The organism is Acinetobacter sp., assembly GCF_041911495.1.
In the GTDB taxonomy this organism is placed as follows: domain Bacteria; phylum Pseudomonadota; class Gammaproteobacteria; order Pseudomonadales; family Moraxellaceae; genus Acinetobacter.
The window spans coordinates 16207-36195 of the sequence record NZ_JAYROT010000062.1; the positions used below are offsets into that span (position 1 = coordinate 16207).

At 42.7% G+C, this 19989-nt stretch carries 20 protein-coding genes and 1 riboswitch; of the genes, 16 read left to right on the plus strand and 4 right to left on the minus strand.

The annotated features are described in order from the left end of the window. Positions 1–51 precede the first annotated feature (51 nt). From ACE3PQ_RS08165 to ACE3PQ_RS08190, 6 genes are all read left to right on the plus strand, one after another. Positions 52–1185: an anhydro-N-acetylmuramic acid kinase gene (locus ACE3PQ_RS08165; protein ID WP_374296798.1), complete on the plus strand. Its 1134-nt coding sequence runs from the start codon at positions 52–54 to the stop codon at positions 1183–1185. Positions 1186–1378: 193 nt separating this feature from the next. Then, positions 1379–1867: a hypothetical protein gene (locus tag ACE3PQ_RS08170; protein ID WP_374296800.1), complete on the plus strand. Its 489-nt coding sequence runs from the start codon at positions 1379–1381 to the stop codon at positions 1865–1867. A 90-nt stretch (positions 1868–1957) separates the two neighbouring features. Continuing rightward, entirely contained in the window at positions 1958–2968 is a 1011-nt protein-coding gene (gene ribF, locus ACE3PQ_RS08175; RefSeq protein WP_374296801.1) for a riboflavin biosynthesis protein RibF, read from the plus strand. A 69-nt stretch (positions 2969–3037) separates the two neighbouring features. Then, positions 3038–5884, plus strand: coding sequence for an isoleucine--tRNA ligase (gene ileS, locus ACE3PQ_RS08180; protein ID WP_374296802.1), 2847 nt, complete (start codon positions 3038–3040; stop codon positions 5882–5884). Next, a complete protein-coding gene (gene lspA, locus ACE3PQ_RS08185; protein WP_374296803.1) occupies positions 5877–6434 on the plus strand; it encodes a signal peptidase II in 558 nt (185 codons plus the stop codon). The genes ileS and lspA overlap by 8 nt, the downstream gene beginning before the upstream one ends. Positions 6435–6487: 53 nt before the next feature. Continuing rightward, positions 6488–6970, plus strand: a complete 483-nt coding sequence (locus tag ACE3PQ_RS08190) for a peptidylprolyl isomerase (protein ID WP_374296805.1) — start codon at positions 6488–6490, stop codon at positions 6968–6970. Between the two features lie 115 nt (positions 6971–7085). Here ACE3PQ_RS08190 and ACE3PQ_RS08195 read toward each other — a convergent pair whose 3' ends face one another. Both ACE3PQ_RS08195 and hpt read right to left on the minus strand, forming a co-directional pair. Then, a complete protein-coding gene (locus tag ACE3PQ_RS08195; RefSeq protein WP_241571934.1) occupies positions 7086–7337 on the minus strand; it encodes a GlsB/YeaQ/YmgE family stress response membrane protein in 252 nt (83 codons plus the stop codon). Between the two features lie 101 nt (positions 7338–7438). Further along, a complete protein-coding gene (gene hpt / locus ACE3PQ_RS08200; protein ID WP_322111815.1) occupies positions 7439–7978 on the minus strand; it encodes a hypoxanthine phosphoribosyltransferase in 540 nt (179 codons plus the stop codon). A 323-nt stretch (positions 7979–8301) separates the two neighbouring features. Here hpt and ACE3PQ_RS08205 point away from each other — a divergent pair, with 323 nt between their 5' ends. The 6 genes from ACE3PQ_RS08205 (at position 8302) to gluQRS (ending at position 14891) form a co-directional block, all read left to right on the plus strand. Then, positions 8302–9477 carry a hypothetical protein gene (locus ACE3PQ_RS08205; protein WP_374296808.1) on the plus strand — a complete coding sequence of 392 codons (1176 nt, stop codon included), beginning with the start codon at positions 8302–8304 and terminating at the stop codon, positions 9475–9477. A gap of 83 nt (positions 9478–9560) precedes the next feature. Continuing rightward, positions 9561–9705: riboswitch (TPP riboswitch) on the plus strand. A 96-nt stretch (positions 9706–9801) separates the two neighbouring features. After that, entirely contained in the window at positions 9802–11697 is a 1896-nt protein-coding gene (gene thiC / locus ACE3PQ_RS08210; protein WP_374296810.1) for a phosphomethylpyrimidine synthase ThiC, read from the plus strand. Positions 11698–11813: 116 nt separating this feature from the next. After that, the gene (locus ACE3PQ_RS08215) at positions 11814–12410 is read left to right on the plus strand and encodes an NUDIX domain-containing protein (RefSeq protein WP_374296812.1); all 597 of its coding nucleotides are present in this window, start codon (positions 11814–11816) and stop codon (positions 12408–12410) included. Next, positions 12407–13222, plus strand: coding sequence for a metallophosphoesterase (locus ACE3PQ_RS08220; RefSeq protein WP_374296814.1), 816 nt, complete (start codon positions 12407–12409; stop codon positions 13220–13222). Before ACE3PQ_RS08215 ends, ACE3PQ_RS08220 begins: the two co-directional genes overlap by 4 nt. A gap of 188 nt (positions 13223–13410) precedes the next feature. Further along, a complete protein-coding gene (gene dksA / locus ACE3PQ_RS08225) occupies positions 13411–13941 on the plus strand; it encodes an RNA polymerase-binding protein DksA (protein WP_374296816.1) in 531 nt (176 codons plus the stop codon). Between the two features lie 2 nt (positions 13942–13943). After that, the gene (gene gluQRS, locus ACE3PQ_RS08230; RefSeq protein WP_374296818.1) at positions 13944–14891 is read left to right on the plus strand and encodes a tRNA glutamyl-Q(34) synthetase GluQRS; all 948 of its coding nucleotides are present in this window, start codon (positions 13944–13946) and stop codon (positions 14889–14891) included. Positions 14892–14974: 83 nt separating this feature from the next. On the opposite strand, the gene ftsW is transcribed toward gluQRS, so the two are convergent. Together ftsW and murD are read right to left on the minus strand one after the other, a co-directional pair. Then, positions 14975–16147, minus strand: coding sequence for a putative lipid II flippase FtsW (ftsW, locus tag ACE3PQ_RS08235; protein WP_374296882.1), 1173 nt, complete (start codon positions 16145–16147; stop codon positions 14975–14977). Positions 16148–16228: 81 nt separating this feature from the next. Beyond that, complete coding sequence (gene murD / locus ACE3PQ_RS08240) at positions 16229–17572, minus strand: UDP-N-acetylmuramoyl-L-alanine--D-glutamate ligase (RefSeq protein WP_374296819.1); 1344 nt, start codon at positions 17570–17572, stop codon at positions 16229–16231. A gap of 237 nt (positions 17573–17809) precedes the next feature. Between murD and ACE3PQ_RS08245 the strand changes: the two genes are divergently transcribed. From ACE3PQ_RS08245 to ACE3PQ_RS08260, 4 genes are all read left to right on the plus strand, one after another. Beyond that, positions 17810–18163 carry a hypothetical protein gene (locus ACE3PQ_RS08245; protein WP_374296821.1) on the plus strand — a complete coding sequence of 118 codons (354 nt, stop codon included), beginning with the start codon at positions 17810–17812 and terminating at the stop codon, positions 18161–18163. Between the two features lie 53 nt (positions 18164–18216). Further along, complete coding sequence (locus ACE3PQ_RS08250) at positions 18217–18510, plus strand: hypothetical protein (protein WP_374296823.1); 294 nt, start codon at positions 18217–18219, stop codon at positions 18508–18510. A gap of 21 nt (positions 18511–18531) precedes the next feature. Then, positions 18532–19113, plus strand: a complete 582-nt coding sequence (locus tag ACE3PQ_RS08255) for a YqiA/YcfP family alpha/beta fold hydrolase (protein ID WP_374296825.1) — start codon at positions 18532–18534, stop codon at positions 19111–19113. A gap of 70 nt (positions 19114–19183) precedes the next feature. Then, entirely contained in the window at positions 19184–19975 is a 792-nt protein-coding gene (locus ACE3PQ_RS08260) for a PP2C family serine/threonine-protein phosphatase (protein WP_374296827.1), read from the plus strand. The last annotated feature ends 14 nt before the right edge of the window (positions 19976–19989 follow it).

Here is a 19989-nt window from a genome sequence, read left to right on the forward strand (position 1 = left end):
AATTGTGCGATATACTAACATTTTTTCAGAAAAATGCAGGCAAAGATCGGCATGAGTGCAATATATATTGGTGTGATGACAGGGACGAGCATGGACGGCTTAGACCTCGTTGCTGCATCTTTTAATCCATTAGAGATCCACGCCACTTTGACTTTAAAATTTGAAGAAGATTTGCGTGATCAGCTCATGGCACTCTCCTTGCCTGATGATAATGAAATTGATCGCATGGCGGTGGCGCACGTGGCACTCGGCAAGATGATTGGCAATGGTGTCAATCAACTGATCCAAGACAACCAACTGGATCGCAGTCACATCCGAGCCATCGGCTCGCACGGTCAGACCATTCGCCATCGTCCAGAAAGTGGTTTTAGTCTGCAAATTGGCGATGCGCATATTATTACCGAACTGACAAATATTCCTGTGGTTTACGATTTTCGTAGTCGTGATTTGGCAGCAAATGGTCAAGGTGCACCGCTGGTTCCTGCGTTTCATCAAGTGTTATTTCAGCATGAAAATATTCATCGGGTGATTTTAAACTTGGGCGGAATTGCCAATGTCACCATGCTCCCTGCAGGTCAACCCGAGCAAATTTTCGGCTTTGATACGGGACCTGCCAATATTTTGATGGATGCGTGGTGCGACCGCTACACAGGTCAGCCTTATGATGAAAATGGCAATTGGGCGGCATACGGTCATCCGATTCGCTCGCTACTCGATCGTCTACAAGCGCACGATTATTTTTCTAAAGAACCACCAAAAAGCACAGGGCGAGAAGACTTCAATATCGACTGGCTTGATGATCAACTTGCTGATTGGCGCAACGATCTTGACTATGACGAACTGGAAGATCAGCCTGAAAATGTGCAAGCCACTTTAATGAAACTCACCACTCGAGCGATTAAAAAGGCCATTTATCGTAGTAAAGACACCATGCCGACAGGTGAAATCTATGTCTGTGGTGGCGGTGCGTTCAACGGCACATTGCTCGAACAGCTGCGCTGGCGATTGCGCAAGCACAACTGGTCTGTGCAAACCACCGATGCGCTTGGGTTGGCACCGATTTGGGTGGAAGCAACCGCTTTTGCTTGGCTTGCGATGCGCTTTTGTGAAGCTCAGGCTGGAAATCTACCTGCCGTCACAGGCGCAAATGGCTTTCGTGTATTAGGTTCAATCACACATATTTAAAACATATATTCATTAGATATAAACAAAACCGCTACATAGCGATGAATATTTGAAGAAATATTTTGAAGAAAATCACACTTTGCAAATTTTTATGCCAAGTGCGTAATGTAATAATATTTCAAATTATTACATTACTCCCATTTCTAAAAAATGTGTGTTATTTATACTGCGCCTTAAAATTGACGATGTTTGTATGATCTACGATAATGCCGCAACCGACACCGCTTATTTCAACACACAACCACAAGTCCAAGTGATCGCCGAGTCTGCCGAAAAGCATTCTGGACCTTTTGATGGTGCGCGTGGTTTGAGTGCGAAATTTTTCAATTTAGATTCTTTTACCAATAAATTAAAAAACATTACTCGTCAGACCAGTACCAGTCGTTGCGCTCGTAGCATTCGTCTGGCATTTCAATCTGCAGGGGCAAAATTTCAATCGCATCCTGTAGCAGCCGCAGACTGGGGCGATACTTTGAAGACGATCGGCTATCGTCAAATTCAACCGTCTTTTGACAATCCACAAGATGGTGATATCTATATTATCCACCGTACGCAAAAACATAAATACGGTCATATCGCAGGCTATAGTGGCAACAGTTGGGTGTCCGACTTTAAACAACGTAGCTACGATGTATATCGAGATAAAAACGTTGAATACTCTTATTATCGCCTCGAAAAATAATCTATTTTGTTGTGTGTTTTGATACATAACATTTTCAATCAATTTATGGCACAATAGTCGCCTTTAAATTGTTCAGATTTCATTTTGGCTATGAAGCTGCTTCGTTTGCATGCGCTGACTCCTCACCATCAGTTACCTCCAACGGTTGTCACGATTGGCAACTTTGACGGTGTCCATCTTGGGCATCAGGCGATGATTGCTGAGCTGAATAATGTCGCCAAAGCACAACAATTACACAGCTTGGTGATGATCTTTGAACCACAGCCTTTAGAATTTTTTCAGGGTAGTGACGCACCGCCTCGTATTTCTTCATTACGTGAAAAAGTCGAATTACTGGCTGAGCTTGGCGTGGACTATGTTGCCGTTGCCAAGTTTGATGATGCCTTTCGTGGCATGAGTGCGCTTGAGTTTGCAGAATTATTAAAACATCAACTCAATGCCAAAAGTCTCGTGCTCGGCGATGATTTTCATTTTGGTAAAAACCGTAGTGGCGACAGTGATTTTCTCCGTCAACAAGGTTTTGACGTGACCAATTTGCATACTGTCAACCATGATGCCGATCGTGTCAGCTCAACCCGCATTCGTGAAGTGTTGCAACAAGGGGATTTTGCCCTTGCTGCACAGCTTCTTGGTCGTCCGTACAGCATTACTGGGCATGTGGTGTATGGTGATCAGATTGGTCGCACCATCAATTTCCCCACCATTAATGTCGCTTTGCATCGTCATAAGCCTTGCCTCAGTGGCATTTATGCAGTCGATGTACAGAGCTTGGAAAAACCATTTTCACAAGTTTTAGCAACGCAAAATACAGATCAAATTGGTATTAAAGGTTATTTGCCTGAAAGCCTGTATGGTGCAGGTCATGTCGGTACACGCCCTGCGATCGAGCAAGATACACCTGAGTGGCGATTGGAGGTTCATTTCCCTGAACTTTCTGCTAATCTGTACGGTTTGCTGGTGCGAGTAACCTTTTTGCACTATTTACACGGCGAAAAAAATTATTCATCGTTGCAGGCTTTGCAAGATGGTATTGATGATGATGTGATGCAATTGAAAAAGTTTCGAGACGACAACGACTCGATTGATTTTTTAAACCGCTGACACCATTGACCTAATTTATCTTTAACGATCAGTGATACTGATTTGACAACCCAACTGGAAGACAGATGCATGAGCGATAAGCAAACTTCTGAAAATGTCGTGGATTATAAAGCCACACTCAACTTGCCACAGACTGATTTTGCCATGAAAGCCAACTTGGCGGTGCGTGAAGCAAAATGGTTGGATGACTGGTATGCCGACGACATTTATCAGCAGATTCGTGCATCTCGAATTGGCAAGAAAAAATACATTCTGCATGATGGCCCTCCGTACGCAAACGGCAGTATTCACCTCGGTCATGCGGTGAATAAAGTGTTAAAAGATATTATCGTAAAAAGCCGTGTCATGGACGGCATGGATGCGCCGTATGTACCGGGTTGGGACTGTCACGGTCTACCGATCGAGCTGAAAGTCGAAGAAAAAATCGGTAAAGTCGGCGTCAAAGTCGATGCAACGACTTTCCGTAAAGCCTGCCGTGAATATGCGCTCAGCCAAGTGGAATTACAGAAAAAAGACTTTAAGCGTCTAGGTGTGTTTGGTGATTGGGACAATCCGTATCTGACCATGAACTTTAAGCAAGAGGCGGATATTGTCCGTTCATTAGCTGCAATTCAGAAAAATGGTCACATCCAACCGGGTCTAAAACCAGTGAACTGGTGTTTGGACTGTGGCTCTGCGCTTGCGGAAGCCGAAGTAGAATATGAAGACAAAAAATCTGATGCTATAGATGTTGGATTTGGCGTGGTTGATCTTGCGGATTTGTCAGCGAAACTCAGTGTAACCGTCACCACAGCAACCGATATTGTGATCTGGACGACCACACCGTGGACACTGCCTGCCAACCAAGCGGTGGCATTGCACGCTGAACTTGAGTATCAATTGGTTGAAGTGCAATCAGATCGTGGAACACATAATTTAATTTTAGCGAAAGAATTAGTCGCATCCGCATGTGAACGCTATCAACTGGAAAACCCAAAAATTTTGGCGGATTTTACAGGGGATAAACTCGAAGGTTTATTATTACAACATCCATTGATCGCTGAACGTCAAGTGCCTGTCATTCTAGGAGAGCACGTCACTGCAGGCAGTGGTACAGGTGCGGTACATACTGCACCGGGTCATGGCGTGGACGATTATAAAGTCGGTTTGCAATATCGCCTTGCAGTGGACAATCCTGTTGGGTCAAATGGTGTTTATCTACCGACTGCGCCTATATTTGCAGGTGAGCATATTTATAAAGCCAATCCGAAAATCATCGAGGCACTCGGTGCAACAGGTCGTCTATGGGCGCATAAAAAAATCACTCACAGCTATCCACACTGCTGGCGACACAAAACACCGATCATCTTCCGTGCTACACCACAATGGTTCATCAACATGGAACAATGTGCCATGCGTGAAACCGCTTTGAATGAGATTGAAAACAACATCGAATTTATCCCTGACTGGGGTAAAAATCGTATGCAATCCATGGTCGATGGCCGTCCAGATTGGTGTATCTCTCGTCAACGGACATGGGGCGTGCCGATTCCATTTTTCGTGCAAAAGGACACCCATGAGTTGCATCCCCGCACGCCTGAGTTGATCGAAGAAGTCGCAAAGCTGATCGAGCAAGAAGGTGTTGACGCATGGTTTAACCGTGACGGCAAAGACTTCTTATCTGCCGAAGATGCGGAACAATACAACTGTGTGCGTGATACTTTGGATGTGTGGTTTGATTCTGGTACTACGCATTTTGCCGTGCTGGATCAACGTGACGACTTGCAAAGCCCTGCCGATCTGTATCTCGAAGGTTCGGATCAACATCGTGGCTGGTTCCAGACTTCATTGCTTGCCAGTATCGGTGTGCGTGGTCATGCGCCCTATAAGTCATTGCTGACACACGGTTTTACCGTCGATGAAAATGGGCGTAAATTGTCAAAATCTTTGGGCAATTACATTCCATTAGAAGAAATCATCAAACAACTCGGTGCCGATGGTCTGCGTCTGTATGTGGCATCGAGCGACTATCGTTATGAAATCGCTGCTTCAAAAGAAATCTTCAACCGAGTATCGGACAGCTACCGCCGTATTCGTAATACTTTGCGTTTTATGCTCGCAAACCTAAATGGTTTTGTACCAAGTCGTGATGCACTACCGATGGATGAGTTGATTGCATTAGATCAATACATCATTCAACGGGCTAGCGAAGTGCAAACAACGATTCGCAAAGCCTATGAAGAAATGAATTTCCATGTCGTGAGCAATGCACTGACCAGTTTCTGTATTAATGACTTGGGTGGTTTCTACCTCGACATCATCAAAGATCGTCAATACACCACCAAAGCCAATTCGCAAGCACGTCGCTCGGCGCAAACGGCGCTGTATCACTTGGTGCAAGCCTTTGTGCGTTGGATGAGTCCGATCTTGAGCTTTACCGCACAAGAGGCGTGGGAACTGATTCCTGAGCAAACAGAAAAATATGTGTTCACTGCCGAATGGTATGATTTACCGAAATCAACCCAGCAGAACTTAATCAGCGAATCCGATTGGCAAAGTCTGATTCAAGTCAAATCTGCGGTGAATAAGCAAATCGAAGCGGCACGTAATGCCAAATTGGTCGGTTCAAATCTCTCTGCCAAAGTTGATATTTGGGCGGATGAGGCATTAAAAACCATTCTTGACCGCTTGGAAAATGAATTACGTTTCGTACTGATCACTTCACAAGTTGCTGTACACACGTTTGATGAATCAAAAGGTGAAGCCACTGATATTGACGGCTTACGTGTTGCGGTATCGGGTGCAGACGGTGAAAAGTGTGTGCGTTGTTGGCATGTGCTCCCTGATGTGAATACCCATGCAGGTCATGAGGGATTATGCTCACGTTGTATCATCAACTTGCCATCAGGCGCAGGTGAAGAGAGAAAATATGCCTAAGCAAGCAGATTGGTTACGCTTTAACGCAGTGAATTTTTGGTGGTTAGGACTAAGTATCTTGACTATCATTTTGGATCAAATCACCAAACAAATCGCGCTGGATAAATTGGTCTTTGAAGGCAATAGTGTCAATGTCCTGCCAGTCTTCAGTTGGACATTGGCATACAACCCCGGTGCGGCTTTTAGCTTTCTCTCCGATGCAGGCGGTTGGCAACGCTACTTCTTTACAGTATTGGCGAGTGTGATGTCGGTGTTTTTTGTGGTGTGGTTACTGCGCATGCCAAAAACCTTAAAAGTTTTGCCGGCCTCGATTGCGTTGATTTTGGGTGGTGCAGTGGGTAACTTGATCGACCGCTTGACCACGCAATTGGTCAATTATCGTGGTGAACAGGTACATGGCGTGGTGATCGACTTTTTGCATGTGCATTATCAAACGTGGAATTTCCCTGTATTTAATCTTGCCGATTGTGCGATTACTTTAGGGACGATTTTGTTATTGATCGACACCTTTTTCCTTGAGAAAAAACGTCATCAAACGCCGTCTGCCTGATCATTTCCGTGGCGAAACCGTCTAAAAACTATTGTGAATCACAGTGAAAAATTATGTCTGAAATTATCAATCCAAATGACGAAACCCGCATCGAAGAGGGTTCAAAAGTGCAACTGCACTTTTCTGTGGCGATCGAAAATGGCGTAGAAATCGACAATACCCGTAGCCGTGATGAGCCTGTGTCATTGGTCATCGGCGATGGTAATCTCTTGCCCGGTTTTGAAAAAGCGCTCTTCGGCTTACGTGCAGGCGATCGCCGTACCGTGAGCCTACCGCCTGAAGATGCCTTCGGTGAATGGAATCCTGAGAATGTGCAACGTTTTGACACGGTGAAGTTTGAACAGCGTCCCGAAGTCGGTCATATGATCGAGTTTGAAGATAAAGCCAAAGCTAGTCTATTTGGCGTAGTGATGTCTGTAGCAGATGACATTACCGAGATTGATTTTAATCATCCGCTTGCAGGGAAAAATATTACTTTTGCGGTGGAAATTTTTAAAGTCACACCGCAAGGTCAGCAAGGGATTCGGTTAATGTGATTTTAATTCTCGAAGCATTTAACCAAGATGGGAAACGTCGTTGCTTAGCAGGTGATGTACCGTAGACTTAAAAAAACTGGAACTTCCCAAAGCTACAAAAAGCTTAAGCCGAAGCTTAAACTTTTTTGCGAACTAAATTATAAATCGCTAATACGATCACAGCGCCGATCACAGATACGATAAATCCAGCAGCTTCATTGGCAGAATACCACCCGAGCATCCGACCACCATAGGTCGCCAACAATGAGCCACCAATACCAAGTAAGGTGGTGACAATAAATCCAGCTTTATCATCACCTGGATGTAGCGCACGAGCGATCAGACCCGCAATAAAGCCCACGATAATAGCCCAAATTAGCGAAAGCATAATGCCTCTCCTTTGTCGTTATTTTAGTTATTATTTATCGACAAAATGCGAGAATATATAGTGACTTTATGCGCTTTATGTTGTGATATTGTGCACAAAAATCACTCAATACCGAGCACGTGACCAATATACGGCAAATGGCGATATTTCTGTGCATAGTCCAAACCATAGCCAACGATGAACTTATCTGGTATTTCAAAGCCCACATATTTGACAGGAATGTCTATCACACGGCGAGATGGTTTTGAAATGAGAGTACAAATCTCTATACTATGCGGCGTACGCGTGTGTATAATTTCCACGACTTTGCTTAGTGTATAGCCTGAGTCAATAATATCTTCGACGATCAATACATCTTTACCAGCGATCTGACCATCTAAGTCTTTAAGAATTTTTACATCACGAGTTGATGAAGTACCACTGCCGTAGCTTGATGCAGTCATAAAATCGAGCTCATGTGGAATCTCAATCTGACGGCACAAATCCGCCATAAAGATGATACTGCCACGTAATAGACCAATCAAAACCAGTTCTTTTTTATTCTCTTGATAGTCTTGATTGATTTGCGCTGCAAGTTCGTAGATACGTTCACGAATCTCGTCTGCCGAGATCATGACTTCCATTTGAGTAACTTGTGACATGAAGTGTTTGCCATACAGATGTAAAGCAATTTATTTTAACTAAACTTCTTTGCAAAATCTAACCCTATCTTTGTAGCTCGTTGTAGTTCGCTATATAAAAGCTAGCCAATTGCTCTCATGTCCACAGCACTTTCTCGTGCATTTTTAACTTTCATTTGCTGATTTCTAGGGTCTGTGAATGTCCGTAAACTTCACAGTACATTCCGTGTGCTTTTGTAATAGCTGATTTATGCGACGTATTTTTCGCTTAGAATGGCATCTGAGCTTATATCCAAATTACAACTCCAAAATTTTTCCAAAAACCAACGATTAAAAGGTTTGATATGACTATTCTAAATACCGTTCTCAATACAATAATTTTAAATACGAAGGCTCTAAAAAAATTTTCGCCGATCACGCTACTCAATGCAACCGTACTGAGTGCAATGTTCATAAGCGCATGCCAACCCTCAAATGAACCAAATCAAAAGACCGCAAATGATGCAAAAACGAATGAGCTAAAAAATACCGCACAGGCAAAACAAGTAGATAAAGCCTGCCTGAGTTTAAGCACATCCATGCGAGCGATTAACCATGAAAGCAAAGTAGAAGCTTTAGAACAGGTCAATCAATTGCTCAAAGACTGCGTCACCCTAGTCGATAATGCACAGCAACTCAAATGGATTGATGAAACAACGTCAATGTACGAGCGCTTCTTTGCGCATGAGCTCACCGATGCCAAGCAGATGGCGGCATTTGATGAATATGGACTCAGTATTTTAGAAGCGAAGCAAGGTGATGCACTTGATCAGCCAGTGGTTAAAGGCGATCCAAACATTTTTAAAACACTATCGCCTCGTGATCAATATTTGATGAATCAACAAGATAAAGCTTATATTGAGCTACATTATCAAGGCGAAGGCATGTTCCAATATCGTCGTAGCCCTGCCTATATCAAAACCATTTTCGGTGAAGCACTTCCTGAAGATCAACGTGTTTTCGTGACCCGTATGGCACAGGATAATGAAGCGCTGTTTTTCAATGATGCAGCCATTGCGATCTCGTGGGCAGAAATGGTTGATCGTGCTTTGTTTTGGGAAAATTATCTTCAGAAGTATCCAAAAAGCCATTTTAAAGCAGATGCAAAGAAACTCTTTGAAGAATACCAATATTTCATTTTCTTTGGATCAGACAATACGCCTGTATCTGATGAGTTTGCGCCAGACACATGGATAGACGAAAATGCTTTAGGACATATCAAAGCCCTTGCCAAACGCCAAGATACTGCGCTCGCAGAACCTGCAAAAAAATTCCTCACGTTCATCAAGACACCTGTAAATGAGCGTATGAAAAAGTATCCTGTCGAGCCGAAAAACCGAGATGGTTATGAAAAAAGTTCTTATACAATCGCTCGCGAACAACTCCGCAAAGTGTTGAATTTGTCTGATCCGTGGGACAGTAGCAGTGATAGCTATCGTGACTGTCATGCGGATGGAATTTGTGTGATGTGGCAGCAGTAACTCTAGTCAATATTTTGACCAATGCTTGAATCCTTGCTGACAAAATAGCCAAGCAATTTTTTTCAATTCTGTTAATCTTTTAACATTGCTTGACGGAGCGCGAGTAAGCACTCGCTGAGATCCGATAAAATCGTTTGCTGATTATTTTTCCATCAAACGATTTTGAGTCGGAGTACCGTTGAACCTGATCAGGTTAAGACCTGCGTAGGAATCAAGCCTGCTAATACACTGAAAATATAAGATAAATTTATTTATCATCGTCCCATTTTCTATCTCTGTTTTAGTTCTGCTTGATTCGTGATTGTTCTGCCATAGGATACAGCCATGAACCAACTCTCGAATCTCAATTCATCATCTAGCTCAACAACCCAACAAGAAATCAACGCACAGCACGAACAAGATGCCAAAGATTTAACTCGCATTTTACCTGCCTCACAAAAAGTTTATGTCGAAGGCTCACGCAGTGATATTCAAGTGCCGTTTCGTGAAATCACGCTCACCGATACACCAACAGGCTTAGGCGGTGAAAAAAATCTCCCGCTTCGTGTCTACGATACATCAGGCGTCTATACCGATCCAAATGTCAAAATTGATTTAAATAAAGGCTTACCGTCGATTCGCCAAACGTGGATTGAAGAGCGTGACGACAGTGAAAAGCTCGACAGTTTAAGCTCAAAATTCGGTCAAGAACGCCTCAAAGACATTCGCACCGCAGAAATTCGTTTTGCCCATATTCAAAATCCACGTCGTGCAAAAATCGGTAAAAATGTCAGCCAAATGCACTATGCCAAACAAGGCATTATTACCCCTGAAATGGAATATATTGCGATCCGTGAAAATCAGCGGCAACGTGACGGCGTAGACATGCGTCAGCACGCAGGGCAAAACTTCGGCGCAAAGAATTTAACAGAAATTACTCCTGAATTTGTTCGTCAAGAAGTCGCTGAAGGGCGAGCGATTATTCCTGCCAACATCAATCATCCTGAATGCGAACCGATGATCATTGGGAGGAACTTCTTGGTGAAAATTAACGCCAATATCGGTAACTCTGCGCTGGGTTCAAGCATTGATGAAGAAGTTGCAAAAATGACGTGGGCGACCCGTTGGGGGGCAGACACCATCATGGATTTATCGACTGGTAAAAATATCCATGAAACCCGTGAATGGATTATCCGCAACTCACCTGTCCCGATCGGTACTGTGCCAATTTATCAAGCCTTAGAAAAAGTCGATGGCGTGGCAGAAGACCTGACTTGGGAAATCTTTAAAGACACGCTGATTGAGCAAGCTGAACAAGGCGTGGACTATTTCACCATCCATGCAGGCGTGTTGCTACGCTATGTCCCGATGACGGCAAATCGTTTAACTGGGATTGTGTCACGTGGTGGTTCGATCATGGCACAGTGGTGTCTTGCCCATCATGAGGAAAATTTCCTGTATACCCATTTCGATGACATCTGCGAAATCATGAAAGCCTATGATGTGTCATTCAGCTTAGGTGATGGTTTGCGTCCAGGTTGTATTCAAGATGCCAACGATGAAGCGCAATTTAGCGAATTAAAAACTTTAGGTGAGCTGACACATCGTGCATGGGAACATGATGTACAAGTGATGATCGAGGGACCGGGACACGTGCCTATGCACATGGTCAAAGAAAATATGGACTTGCAACTCGAAGTCTGTAAAGAAGCGCCGTTTTATACGCTAGGACCACTGACGACGGACATCGCACCGGGTTATGACCACATCACCTCAGCCATTGGTGCAGCGATGATTGGTTGGTACGGTACGGCTATGCTGTGCTATGTCACACCAAAAGAGCATCTCGGTCTACCCAATAAGAAAGACGTCAAAGACGGCATTATCACCTATAAAATCGCTGCGCATGCTGCCGATCTTGCCAAAGGTCATCCAGGTGCACAGGCACGTGACAATGCACTGTCTAAAGCACGTTTTGAATTCCGCTGGGAAGATCAGTTTAATCTTGCACTCGACCCAGATACCGCACGAAGCATGCACGATGAAACCATGCCAAAAGAGGCGCACAAATCAGCGCATTTCTGTTCAATGTGCGGTCCAAAATTTTGTTCGATGAAAATCACACAAAATGTTCGAGATTATGCTGCACAGCAACTTATTGATGCAGAGCGTGCAGATGGTATGCAACAGATGAGTGAAGAATTCCGACAACAAGGCAATTCTCTGTACCAAAAGGTTTGATCTTTTTCTGAGCTCAAGCTAGGCTATTAGATGAACAAAGATTGATTGAATAATTGCCAACGATGACGAATATTTTTTCATACCAGCCGCAATTTGATCACGGAGATGTTGAAGTCTTGGACAGACAACAATGTTATCGTGGCTTCGTGCATGTTGAAAAATTACAAATTCGTCATCGCCTATTTGCCAATCAAGACTTTGGCAGTGTTATTCACAGAGAGCTCGTCCGTCGCCGTGAGGCTGCAGGCGTCTTGGTACATGATCCACATTTGCAAAAATTTTTGTTAATTGAGCAATTTCGAGCAGGTGCTTTAAATTCTGAGCGCACGCCGTGGCAATTGGAAATTATTGCAGGGCTGATTGATGATGGCGAAGATGCCGAAACCTGTTTAAAACGTGAAGCGCTCGAAGAAGCAAACTGTCAGATTGAAAATTTAAAACAATTGTATCGCTATCACCCATCGACAGGTGCAAGCGATGAGATATACAACCTTTATGTTGCTACAGCGGATTTAACTCATGCAGGGGGTGTGCATGGTGAGGTGCAAGAAGGTGAAGACATCAAGGTACATGTATTCGACTATGCGCAGCTAGACGGATTGATGCAGAGTCCTTATCTAAGTAATGCGTCTTTAATTATCGCCATACAATGGTTTCAGTTGTATCTACATCAACAACAATCGAAAAAACAATTGATGGGAGAAGTGCAATGAACCACGCCATCAAATCAGAACATTTTTCAGATCAATCACCTGTGCGACTATTGCAGATTAGTGATTGTCACCTTATGGCTGAGGCCGATCGTGAGTTTGCAGGGATCGCACCGTATCAGTCCTTACAGGCCGTCTTATCACATGCGCAAAAGAACGTGGCCTTTGATTGTGTCATTAATACAGGCGATATTGCACAGCAACCCTTGCCACAGACTTATGAACTCTATCAAAACACCCTATCCAAATTAGAACGACCGCATTATTGGGTGCGAGGCAATCATGATGAGAGTAAACATTTCCCATCATTAAGTGAAAATGATCAGCCCACGGTTATTGATCTTGGCGCATGGTGTATGATTTTGATCAATAGTCAGGTCGATCAAAAAGTGTCAGGAATGATCTCTGATCATGATCTGATTCAACTTGATCGCTTGCTTGCAAAGCATAAAACGCAATACATCATTATCGCACTGCATCACAATACCTTTGATGTCGGTTGTGATTGGCTATCACCGCATCGCCTACAAAATAGTGAACAGTTATTGGCTTGCTTAGAGTCACATGAGCATGTACGTTTGGTCATCTCAGGACACGTCCATCAAGATTTTGCACACCAACATGGCCAGATGACTTTTCTGTCTTGCCCTTCGACCAGTATTCAGTTTAAACCCAATCAAAATGAATTTTGCCTAGATCAGGCGACTCCGGGATATCGTTTACTCGAACTCTATGCAGATGGGCATTTTGAAACTTCGGTTCATCGTATTGAACATGCCGTTGGTCAAGTTGATTTTGCTCTAAAATCTTATTAATTCAGTATCTTAAGTCATATTTTCCCCTTTTGCCATATTTATACACGTTTTGGCACTTTCATCTTGATAAAAAAGTCTATATGATGTGCGCCCGAGTAATAAACAGGCAAGTAGTAGACAAATGCACTTGCTTTTTACCTCACTTTTTGCGTATAGATATACACTAGTTCGATGAGGAATGCCCCCAAATGGCAAATCAAGATAAATCACAACTGGAAGATGTAAAAGACGTGGCTACAGCAGAAAAACCAGCTGCAAAACGCACTCGCAAGCCTAAAGCGAAAAACGCAGAGAAGGGGACGACGGCGAGCCTATTTGGTTTTGCACCATATCAAGAAAAGAAAAATGAAGAATATATGTCCGAAGGACAATTAGAGCATTTTCGTAAAATCTTAGAAGCGTGGAAATCAGAATTGATGTCAGAAGTCGATCGTACTTTGACTTCAATGCAAGATGAATCATCTGCATTGCCTGATGTGAATGACCGTGCCACTCAAGAAGAAGAGTTTGCCATTGAGCTTCGTACGCGTGACCGTGAACGTAAATTGATTCGTAAAATTGAACAATCGTTGCAAGCGATTCAAGATGAAGACTATGGCTTTTGTGAAACCTGCGGTATTGAGATCGGTCTACGTCGCCTAGAAGCTCGTCCAACTGCAACTTTATGTATCGACTGCAAAACACTTGCAGAGATCAAAGAGAAGCAAAATAACGGTTAATCATGACCGTTGAGAATTTTTCAGGTGAGCCTAGCTCCTTGAGGGGTAGTACCCCTCATGCGCAGCGGCGAAACAATGTTTCGCTGACTCGCTACTCAGGTCGGTTTGCGCCATCGCCAACTGGTCCTTTGCATTTCGGCTCGCTGATCACGGCATTGGCGAGCTACTGTGAAGCCAAGTTCCGTCAAGGACAATGGCTGGTTCGTATTGAAGATACCGACATTCCCCGCATTTATCCCAACAGCGAACAGCATATTCTGCGCTGTATCGACGCTTTCGAATTCGTCCCTGACGGCGACATTCTCTTTCAAAAAGATCGTTTTGAAATTTATCAAGATGTCTTAGCACAACTCAAATCACACGATCATATTTACGCCTGCCAATGTACCCGAAAGATGCTCGGTAGCAATGCCATCTATGCAGGGACATGCCGAGCTCTAAACCACGAATTTGAAAACCAAGCCATCCGTCTAAAAGTGAATGATGAACCCATCTGCTTCGATGATCCCCTACAAGGTCGGCAATGTAGCAATTTGGCAGTAGATTTAGGCGATTTTGTGCTGAAACGTCGTGATGGCATTATCAGCTATCAACTTGCTGTGGTGGTGGATGATTATTTGCAAGGCGTGACGCATGTAGTACGAGGTGCAGATTTGCTGGACAATACAGCCCGTCAAATTTGGCTCGGTCGTTGTCTAGGCTATCCTGAGCTTAATTATCTGCATGTACCACTGGCAATGAATGCCGATGGTCGCAAGCTATCTAAACAAAACTTTGCACAACCACTTGATCCAGACAATGCCTCTGAGTTGCTCTCAGAGGCTGCTCAGGCTTTAAATCAATCACCGCTTGATCTTGACCGCCCATCAGCCATGCTTGCGCAAGCAGTGGCACAATGGCAACGTGAGCGTATCCCTCAAGGCACGATGCTATCGCAGATTTATCAATAGTTTTTGTCTATTAAGCCTTGTTTTATCTACAGCGCATAAAAAAGCAGGGATTAACCCTGCTTTGAACTTCTAAATTTCAACAATTAAGTTTCTGTCCGAAGCTCAGCTTTGTTTTGTGTATCTTTATCAATTCGAAACATTACCCCGATCATAAAAGCACACATCAATAACGATGAACCGCCATAACTAATAAATGGCAAGGTCAATCCTTTGGTTGGGATCAAGCCCATATTCATCCCTGCATTGACACAGATTTGTAGCAGGAAAATCACCGAAATACCATATGCCAAATAACCACTACGATAATGACCATTTGCAAGCGCACGATGACCAATGCGCATACAGCTTGCAAGCATTAAAAATGACAAACAGAAAATGATGCTAATGCCAAAGAAACCAAGCTCTTCACCAGTCACTGCAAGCATAAAGTCGGTATGTGCCTCAGGCAAGTAAGCAAGCTTCTGCACGCTATGCCCAAGCCCTGTACCAAACCATTCACCTCGACCAAAGGCAATCAAACTCTGCGCTAGTTGATAACCATCACCTTGCGGATCTTGCCACGGATCGCTAAACGACATCAAACGACGATAACGATACGGCTCAATCACGATAAACATCGCAAGCAATGCCACCACCACGCCAAACAGCACCATAAAGGCTCTCGTCGGCGCGCCTGCCAAAAAGAACATTGTAAACATGGTCATGATGATCACTGCCGATGCTCCAAGATCGGGCTCGAACATGATCAAACCAACGGTCGTTCCGACAGGAATACACAACCGAACAAAACTGGCAAAACTCTCACGCACCTCACCACCACGACGTACCACATAGTCTGCAGTAAACACAGTCATGGCAAATTTGGCGAATTCAGATGGCTGAAAGGTAAAGCCTGCAAAGCTCAGCCAACGTGTTGACCCATTGACATCTCGCCCCACTGCGAGCACCAAACCTAATAGGATCAGCGTTAATATCCACAACAGCACTGGTGCTTTACCAAACCAATTTTTCAGTTGGAAATTATAGGCTGCGATCCCTGCGACAAAGGCGAGGACGATATACAAGGCATGACGATGTACATAATGAAATGGATTTTCATGCAGTTGTTCGGCAAATGGCATCGACGCGGACGCCACCATCACCGTACCGATACACAGCAGACTTAACACACAAAATAATAAGGTATTGCGTGCAGTCACTTCCGCAGGTAAAAACGCCAACAGACGATTAAACCCGAGATCAATACGATGTTGCATCCATTGCAATTTTGGATAAATAAAATCTTTCATAGCGACTTTTTATTTCACTTGGTTATTACATTGCGCTTCATTTCAATTTCACAGCTGCTGAACACACTGTACAAATTGCTCACCACGATCATTATAACTTTTAAACATATCAAAACTTGCACACGCTGGCGAGAGCAATACCGCATCGCCCTGCTCGGCTTGACTTTGCGCTTCTTTGACCGCAGCCTTTAAGGTCGTGGCAAAACTCACTTCAATATCCGATGCCAATGCACTGGCTATCTTATTGGCATCTTCACCGATTAAAATCACATGGCGAGCATATTGTGATAATGCATTGGATAATGGTTTAAAATCTTGCCCTTTGCCCTGACCGCCGAGTATTGTCACCACTTTAGCTTGATGAGGTGCAAGTGCCTGTCCTAAACCATTAATCGCTGCTAAAGTCGCCCCGACATTGGTACCTTTGGAATCATTATAGTAACGCACGCCTTGCTTCTCATCGACATATTGGCAACGATGTTCCAAGCCTTTGAAATGTTTAATGGTGTCGAGCATCACATCCAACGGCAACCCTACTGATTCACCCAAAGCTAAGCACGCCAAAGCATTCGCCACATTGTGACTGCCCTGCATATACATTTCACTGCTATCGAGCAGACGTGTTGTGCCTTTCGCCAAGAACATTTTGCCCTGACTATCACGTAGTACGCCATATTGCTTGAGATCAGGTGCATTCAAACCAAAGCTGATACATGGAATATTGTCCGCTACCAATGGACGAGTGAGTCCATCATCACGGTTAAACACAAATTTTTGACAACCTTGGAAAATGCGATGTTTCGCCGCATGGTAGCCAACCATATCGCCATGACGATCCAAATGATCTTCACTCATATTCAGCACCACCGCGACCTCAGCACCAAGATGCGTAGTGGTTTCGAGCTGAAAACTAGATAATTCTAAAACGATCAATTCAGGCTCGTCTTGTAATAAATCCAAGGCGGGACGACCGAGATTGCCACCGACAGCAACTTTTTTCCCTGCATTTTTTGCCATCTCGCCGACCAATGTAGTCACGGTACTTTTGGCATTGGAGCCTGTAATGGCAATGATCGGCACTTCCGTGGCACGGCGTAGGAGCTGAATATCGCTAACCACTGGAATGCCTTGCGCAATCGCCGCTTGAATCTCTGGCAGCTGTGGTGCAAGCCCTGGGCTGAGAATGATTTCTTCAGCTTGTAAGAGTAATTCTTGATCAAGCACGCCAAAACTTTTGCGAACATCCACAGGAATCTGCTCTATGCCAGGCGGTGTCTGTCGTGAATCTGTCACAGCGACTTGATAGCCCTGTTGATGCAAATAATTCACTGCAGAAACTCCAGAGATTCCAAGTCCTGCGACTACTTTTAATCCGCCACGTTGTATCAGCATACCGCTTCCAAATTGTGAAAATTTAAACTGGCAAAATGGTAGCACTTTGTGACGTGGATTGCTGTGTTAGATACGAATTTTTAGGGGTGTTTTGTATATGATATGGGATTTTAATGCTGAATCATTTACCTGAGAATAGCTAAGCAAAAATAAATTCAATCAACCCCCCTTATTAACTTGCTATAATTTAAGTTCTATAATATTCTCCTTTTACAAACTTACTAAGGACACATTGTTATGCTTACTTATCAAAGTAAAAATTTTACAGACTTATACAATACTGATCACGGTCAGAAGTTATGGAATTTTCTGAATACAGACAGAGCGAAGATTCAAATGGAAACAGCTAGCGACTTGAAAAAACCTGCATTGTTGGGAATTGAAAAAGATTTATTAAAACTAGGTTTAATGCAAAAAAATTCAACTAGCTTTAATGATGATGAGAAAAAGGAATACGATAGAACCAAACAAATGCTTGGCTCTATGGTAAAGCAAGTTATGGCGAGTCTTGGATATATTATTTATTCAAACAATATTAAGACACCTCATAGCAATATTTTTTATTCGGCAACAATGTATGAGGAAAGATAACCCCCTCTATTGAATACCGTTTTTACTAATTTATTTATGGAATAGGCTTTAAAATGAATACATTTATATGGAATGAAGATAATCTAGATCACTTAGGAAAAAAATTTCTAAGACATATTCTTGACAATATGCGTGGCTATGAAGGAACAGTTGTGAGATTTGGTCTTACAGGTGAAGGAATCCAACCGAATTATCAAATTACTTTTCCGAATGGAATTGTTAGACCAATCAATGGAATATCTCATAAACTATTTAAAAAAGATGGTTTTGATGCCCATGAATTTTCTTCTGACAGATTGTCCCAGCCCTTTACGTTCCTACAAATTCAAAATGCATATCAAAGCTAATTGAGGAGCCTAAGGAAATTTATGTCTCATACGTTACTTTATGTTCATGGATTCGCATCATCGGGACAATCTTCAAAAGTTGAAGAGCTAAAAGATATTTTGCGTTGTAATGTGATTGCACCTGATTTGCAACATCGCCCAATGAGTGATGTTGCAATGTTGGCGCAAATTATTTCCACTGAACATGTAGCAACAATAGTTGGTAGTTCATTAGGAGGATTTTATGCACTTATCCTTGCACTTCAGTTTAAAGTAAATCTCATCTTAATTAATCCATCTTTAAGCCCACACATTACTCTGCAAGATCAAGTTGGTTTGGTGAAGAATTTTAAAGGTGGTGAGTTTTCTTGGCAAATGAAACAAATCAATGAGTTGGCTTTAATGGTCAACTCCATTAATCCGCAGGTAATAAAACAGAGTGAAATTGACTTATCACATGTTCTAGTGCTTTTAGCTGAGCAGGATCAACGGCTCGATTACCGTGATGCTGTTAACCTATTGCATGGAGCAAAAATTATCATAGATCAACAACAAAATCATAGATTTTCTAATATTGGCATATATGCAGACGATATTAGAAATGTGTCTCAAGTGAGAAACTAAACCGATTTATGTTAATTAATTTGATTCATTAATACTCAATCAAATAGTTCTGAGGTCGTGAGATTATTATATGCAATATGAAATGCAAGGTCTAACTTGGCAGGCTAGAAAACAGAATCAACAAGATGCTATCCTGATTAAGAATAAAGTTATCTGTGAAAAAGGACGATACAGTTCTTTAGATACATTGAAAGATAATAATGCTTGGTGTGTTGCTGTAGCAGATGGTATAAGCAACCAGAAAAATTCAGATAAAGCTGCCATAGCAGTACTGGAAATTATTAATGAGTATTATAAACACAATTTGGCTGATATTCGACTATCTTATATACAAGAATTACTTTGTACAAAATTAAAATCTAAATCAGTAGTCGATGCTGCTACAACAATGGCATTAATTAGACACTCGACTGACGATGAATATAACCAAATAAGGATTCAATCTTTGGGAGATAGTAGAGTTTACTATTTCTCACACCAACTTGAAAGCTGGGAAATTTTAACGCAAGACGACAATTTCTTTAATGAAATGGATATTGCTAATCTTAGTAAAGAAAGCCTTGCATTGTTAAATTCAGAGCAAGAACTCGCTTCAACATACGATACTCTCACTGGGTATTTCTGTGCAAATGCACTCCATGAAGTAGATGAGAAGATGACGCAAATTCATATTGTAGAACCTAATGATGTATTAATGGTATGCACTGATGGTGTTTTTGATGCTATTCCACATACTGAATGGCCCTTAATTAAACTAAATCAATCATTGCAAGAATGGCTTAAAAACTTTGTTAAAATATTGACGCCTTTTGCAGGAGATAATATTAGTCTAGTTCTAATTAGAGCTACTGCTACTGAGTAATCGCCATAAAAGTA

Coding starts and splice junctions, on each gene's coding strand:
- ACE3PQ_RS08165 (WP_374296798.1), top strand. CDS start 52: ATGAGTGCAATATATATTGGTGTGATGACAGGGACGAGCATGGACGGC.
- ACE3PQ_RS08170 (WP_374296800.1), top strand. CDS start 1,379: ATGATCTACGATAATGCCGCAACCGACACCGCTTATTTCAACACACAA.
- ribF (WP_374296801.1), top strand. CDS start 1,958: ATGAAGCTGCTTCGTTTGCATGCGCTGACTCCTCACCATCAGTTACCT.
- ileS (WP_374296802.1), top strand. CDS start 3,038: ATGAGCGATAAGCAAACTTCTGAAAATGTCGTGGATTATAAAGCCACA.
- lspA (WP_374296803.1), top strand. CDS start 5,877: ATGCCTAAGCAAGCAGATTGGTTACGCTTTAACGCAGTGAATTTTTGG.
- ACE3PQ_RS08190 (WP_374296805.1), top strand. CDS start 6,488: ATGTCTGAAATTATCAATCCAAATGACGAAACCCGCATCGAAGAGGGT.
- ACE3PQ_RS08195 (WP_241571934.1), bottom strand. CDS start 7,337: ATGCTTTCGCTAATTTGGGCTATTATCGTGGGCTTTATTGCGGGTCTG.
- hpt (WP_322111815.1), bottom strand. CDS start 7,978: ATGTCACAAGTTACTCAAATGGAAGTCATGATCTCGGCAGACGAGATT.
- ACE3PQ_RS08205 (WP_374296808.1), top strand. CDS start 8,302: ATGACTATTCTAAATACCGTTCTCAATACAATAATTTTAAATACGAAG.
- thiC (WP_374296810.1), top strand. CDS start 9,802: ATGAACCAACTCTCGAATCTCAATTCATCATCTAGCTCAACAACCCAA.
- ACE3PQ_RS08220 (WP_374296814.1), top strand. CDS start 12,407: ATGAACCACGCCATCAAATCAGAACATTTTTCAGATCAATCACCTGTG.
- dksA (WP_374296816.1), top strand. CDS start 13,411: ATGGCAAATCAAGATAAATCACAACTGGAAGATGTAAAAGACGTGGCT.
- gluQRS (WP_374296818.1), top strand. CDS start 13,944: ATGACCGTTGAGAATTTTTCAGGTGAGCCTAGCTCCTTGAGGGGTAGT.
- ftsW (WP_374296882.1), bottom strand. CDS start 16,147: ATGCAACATCGTATTGATCTCGGGTTTAATCGTCTGTTGGCGTTTTTA.
- murD (WP_374296819.1), bottom strand. CDS start 17,572: ATGCTGATACAACGTGGCGGATTAAAAGTAGTCGCAGGACTTGGAATC.
- ACE3PQ_RS08245 (WP_374296821.1), top strand. CDS start 17,810: ATGCTTACTTATCAAAGTAAAAATTTTACAGACTTATACAATACTGAT.
- ACE3PQ_RS08250 (WP_374296823.1), top strand. CDS start 18,217: ATGAATACATTTATATGGAATGAAGATAATCTAGATCACTTAGGAAAA.
- ACE3PQ_RS08255 (WP_374296825.1), top strand. CDS start 18,532: ATGTCTCATACGTTACTTTATGTTCATGGATTCGCATCATCGGGACAA.
- ACE3PQ_RS08260 (WP_374296827.1), top strand. CDS start 19,184: ATGCAATATGAAATGCAAGGTCTAACTTGGCAGGCTAGAAAACAGAAT.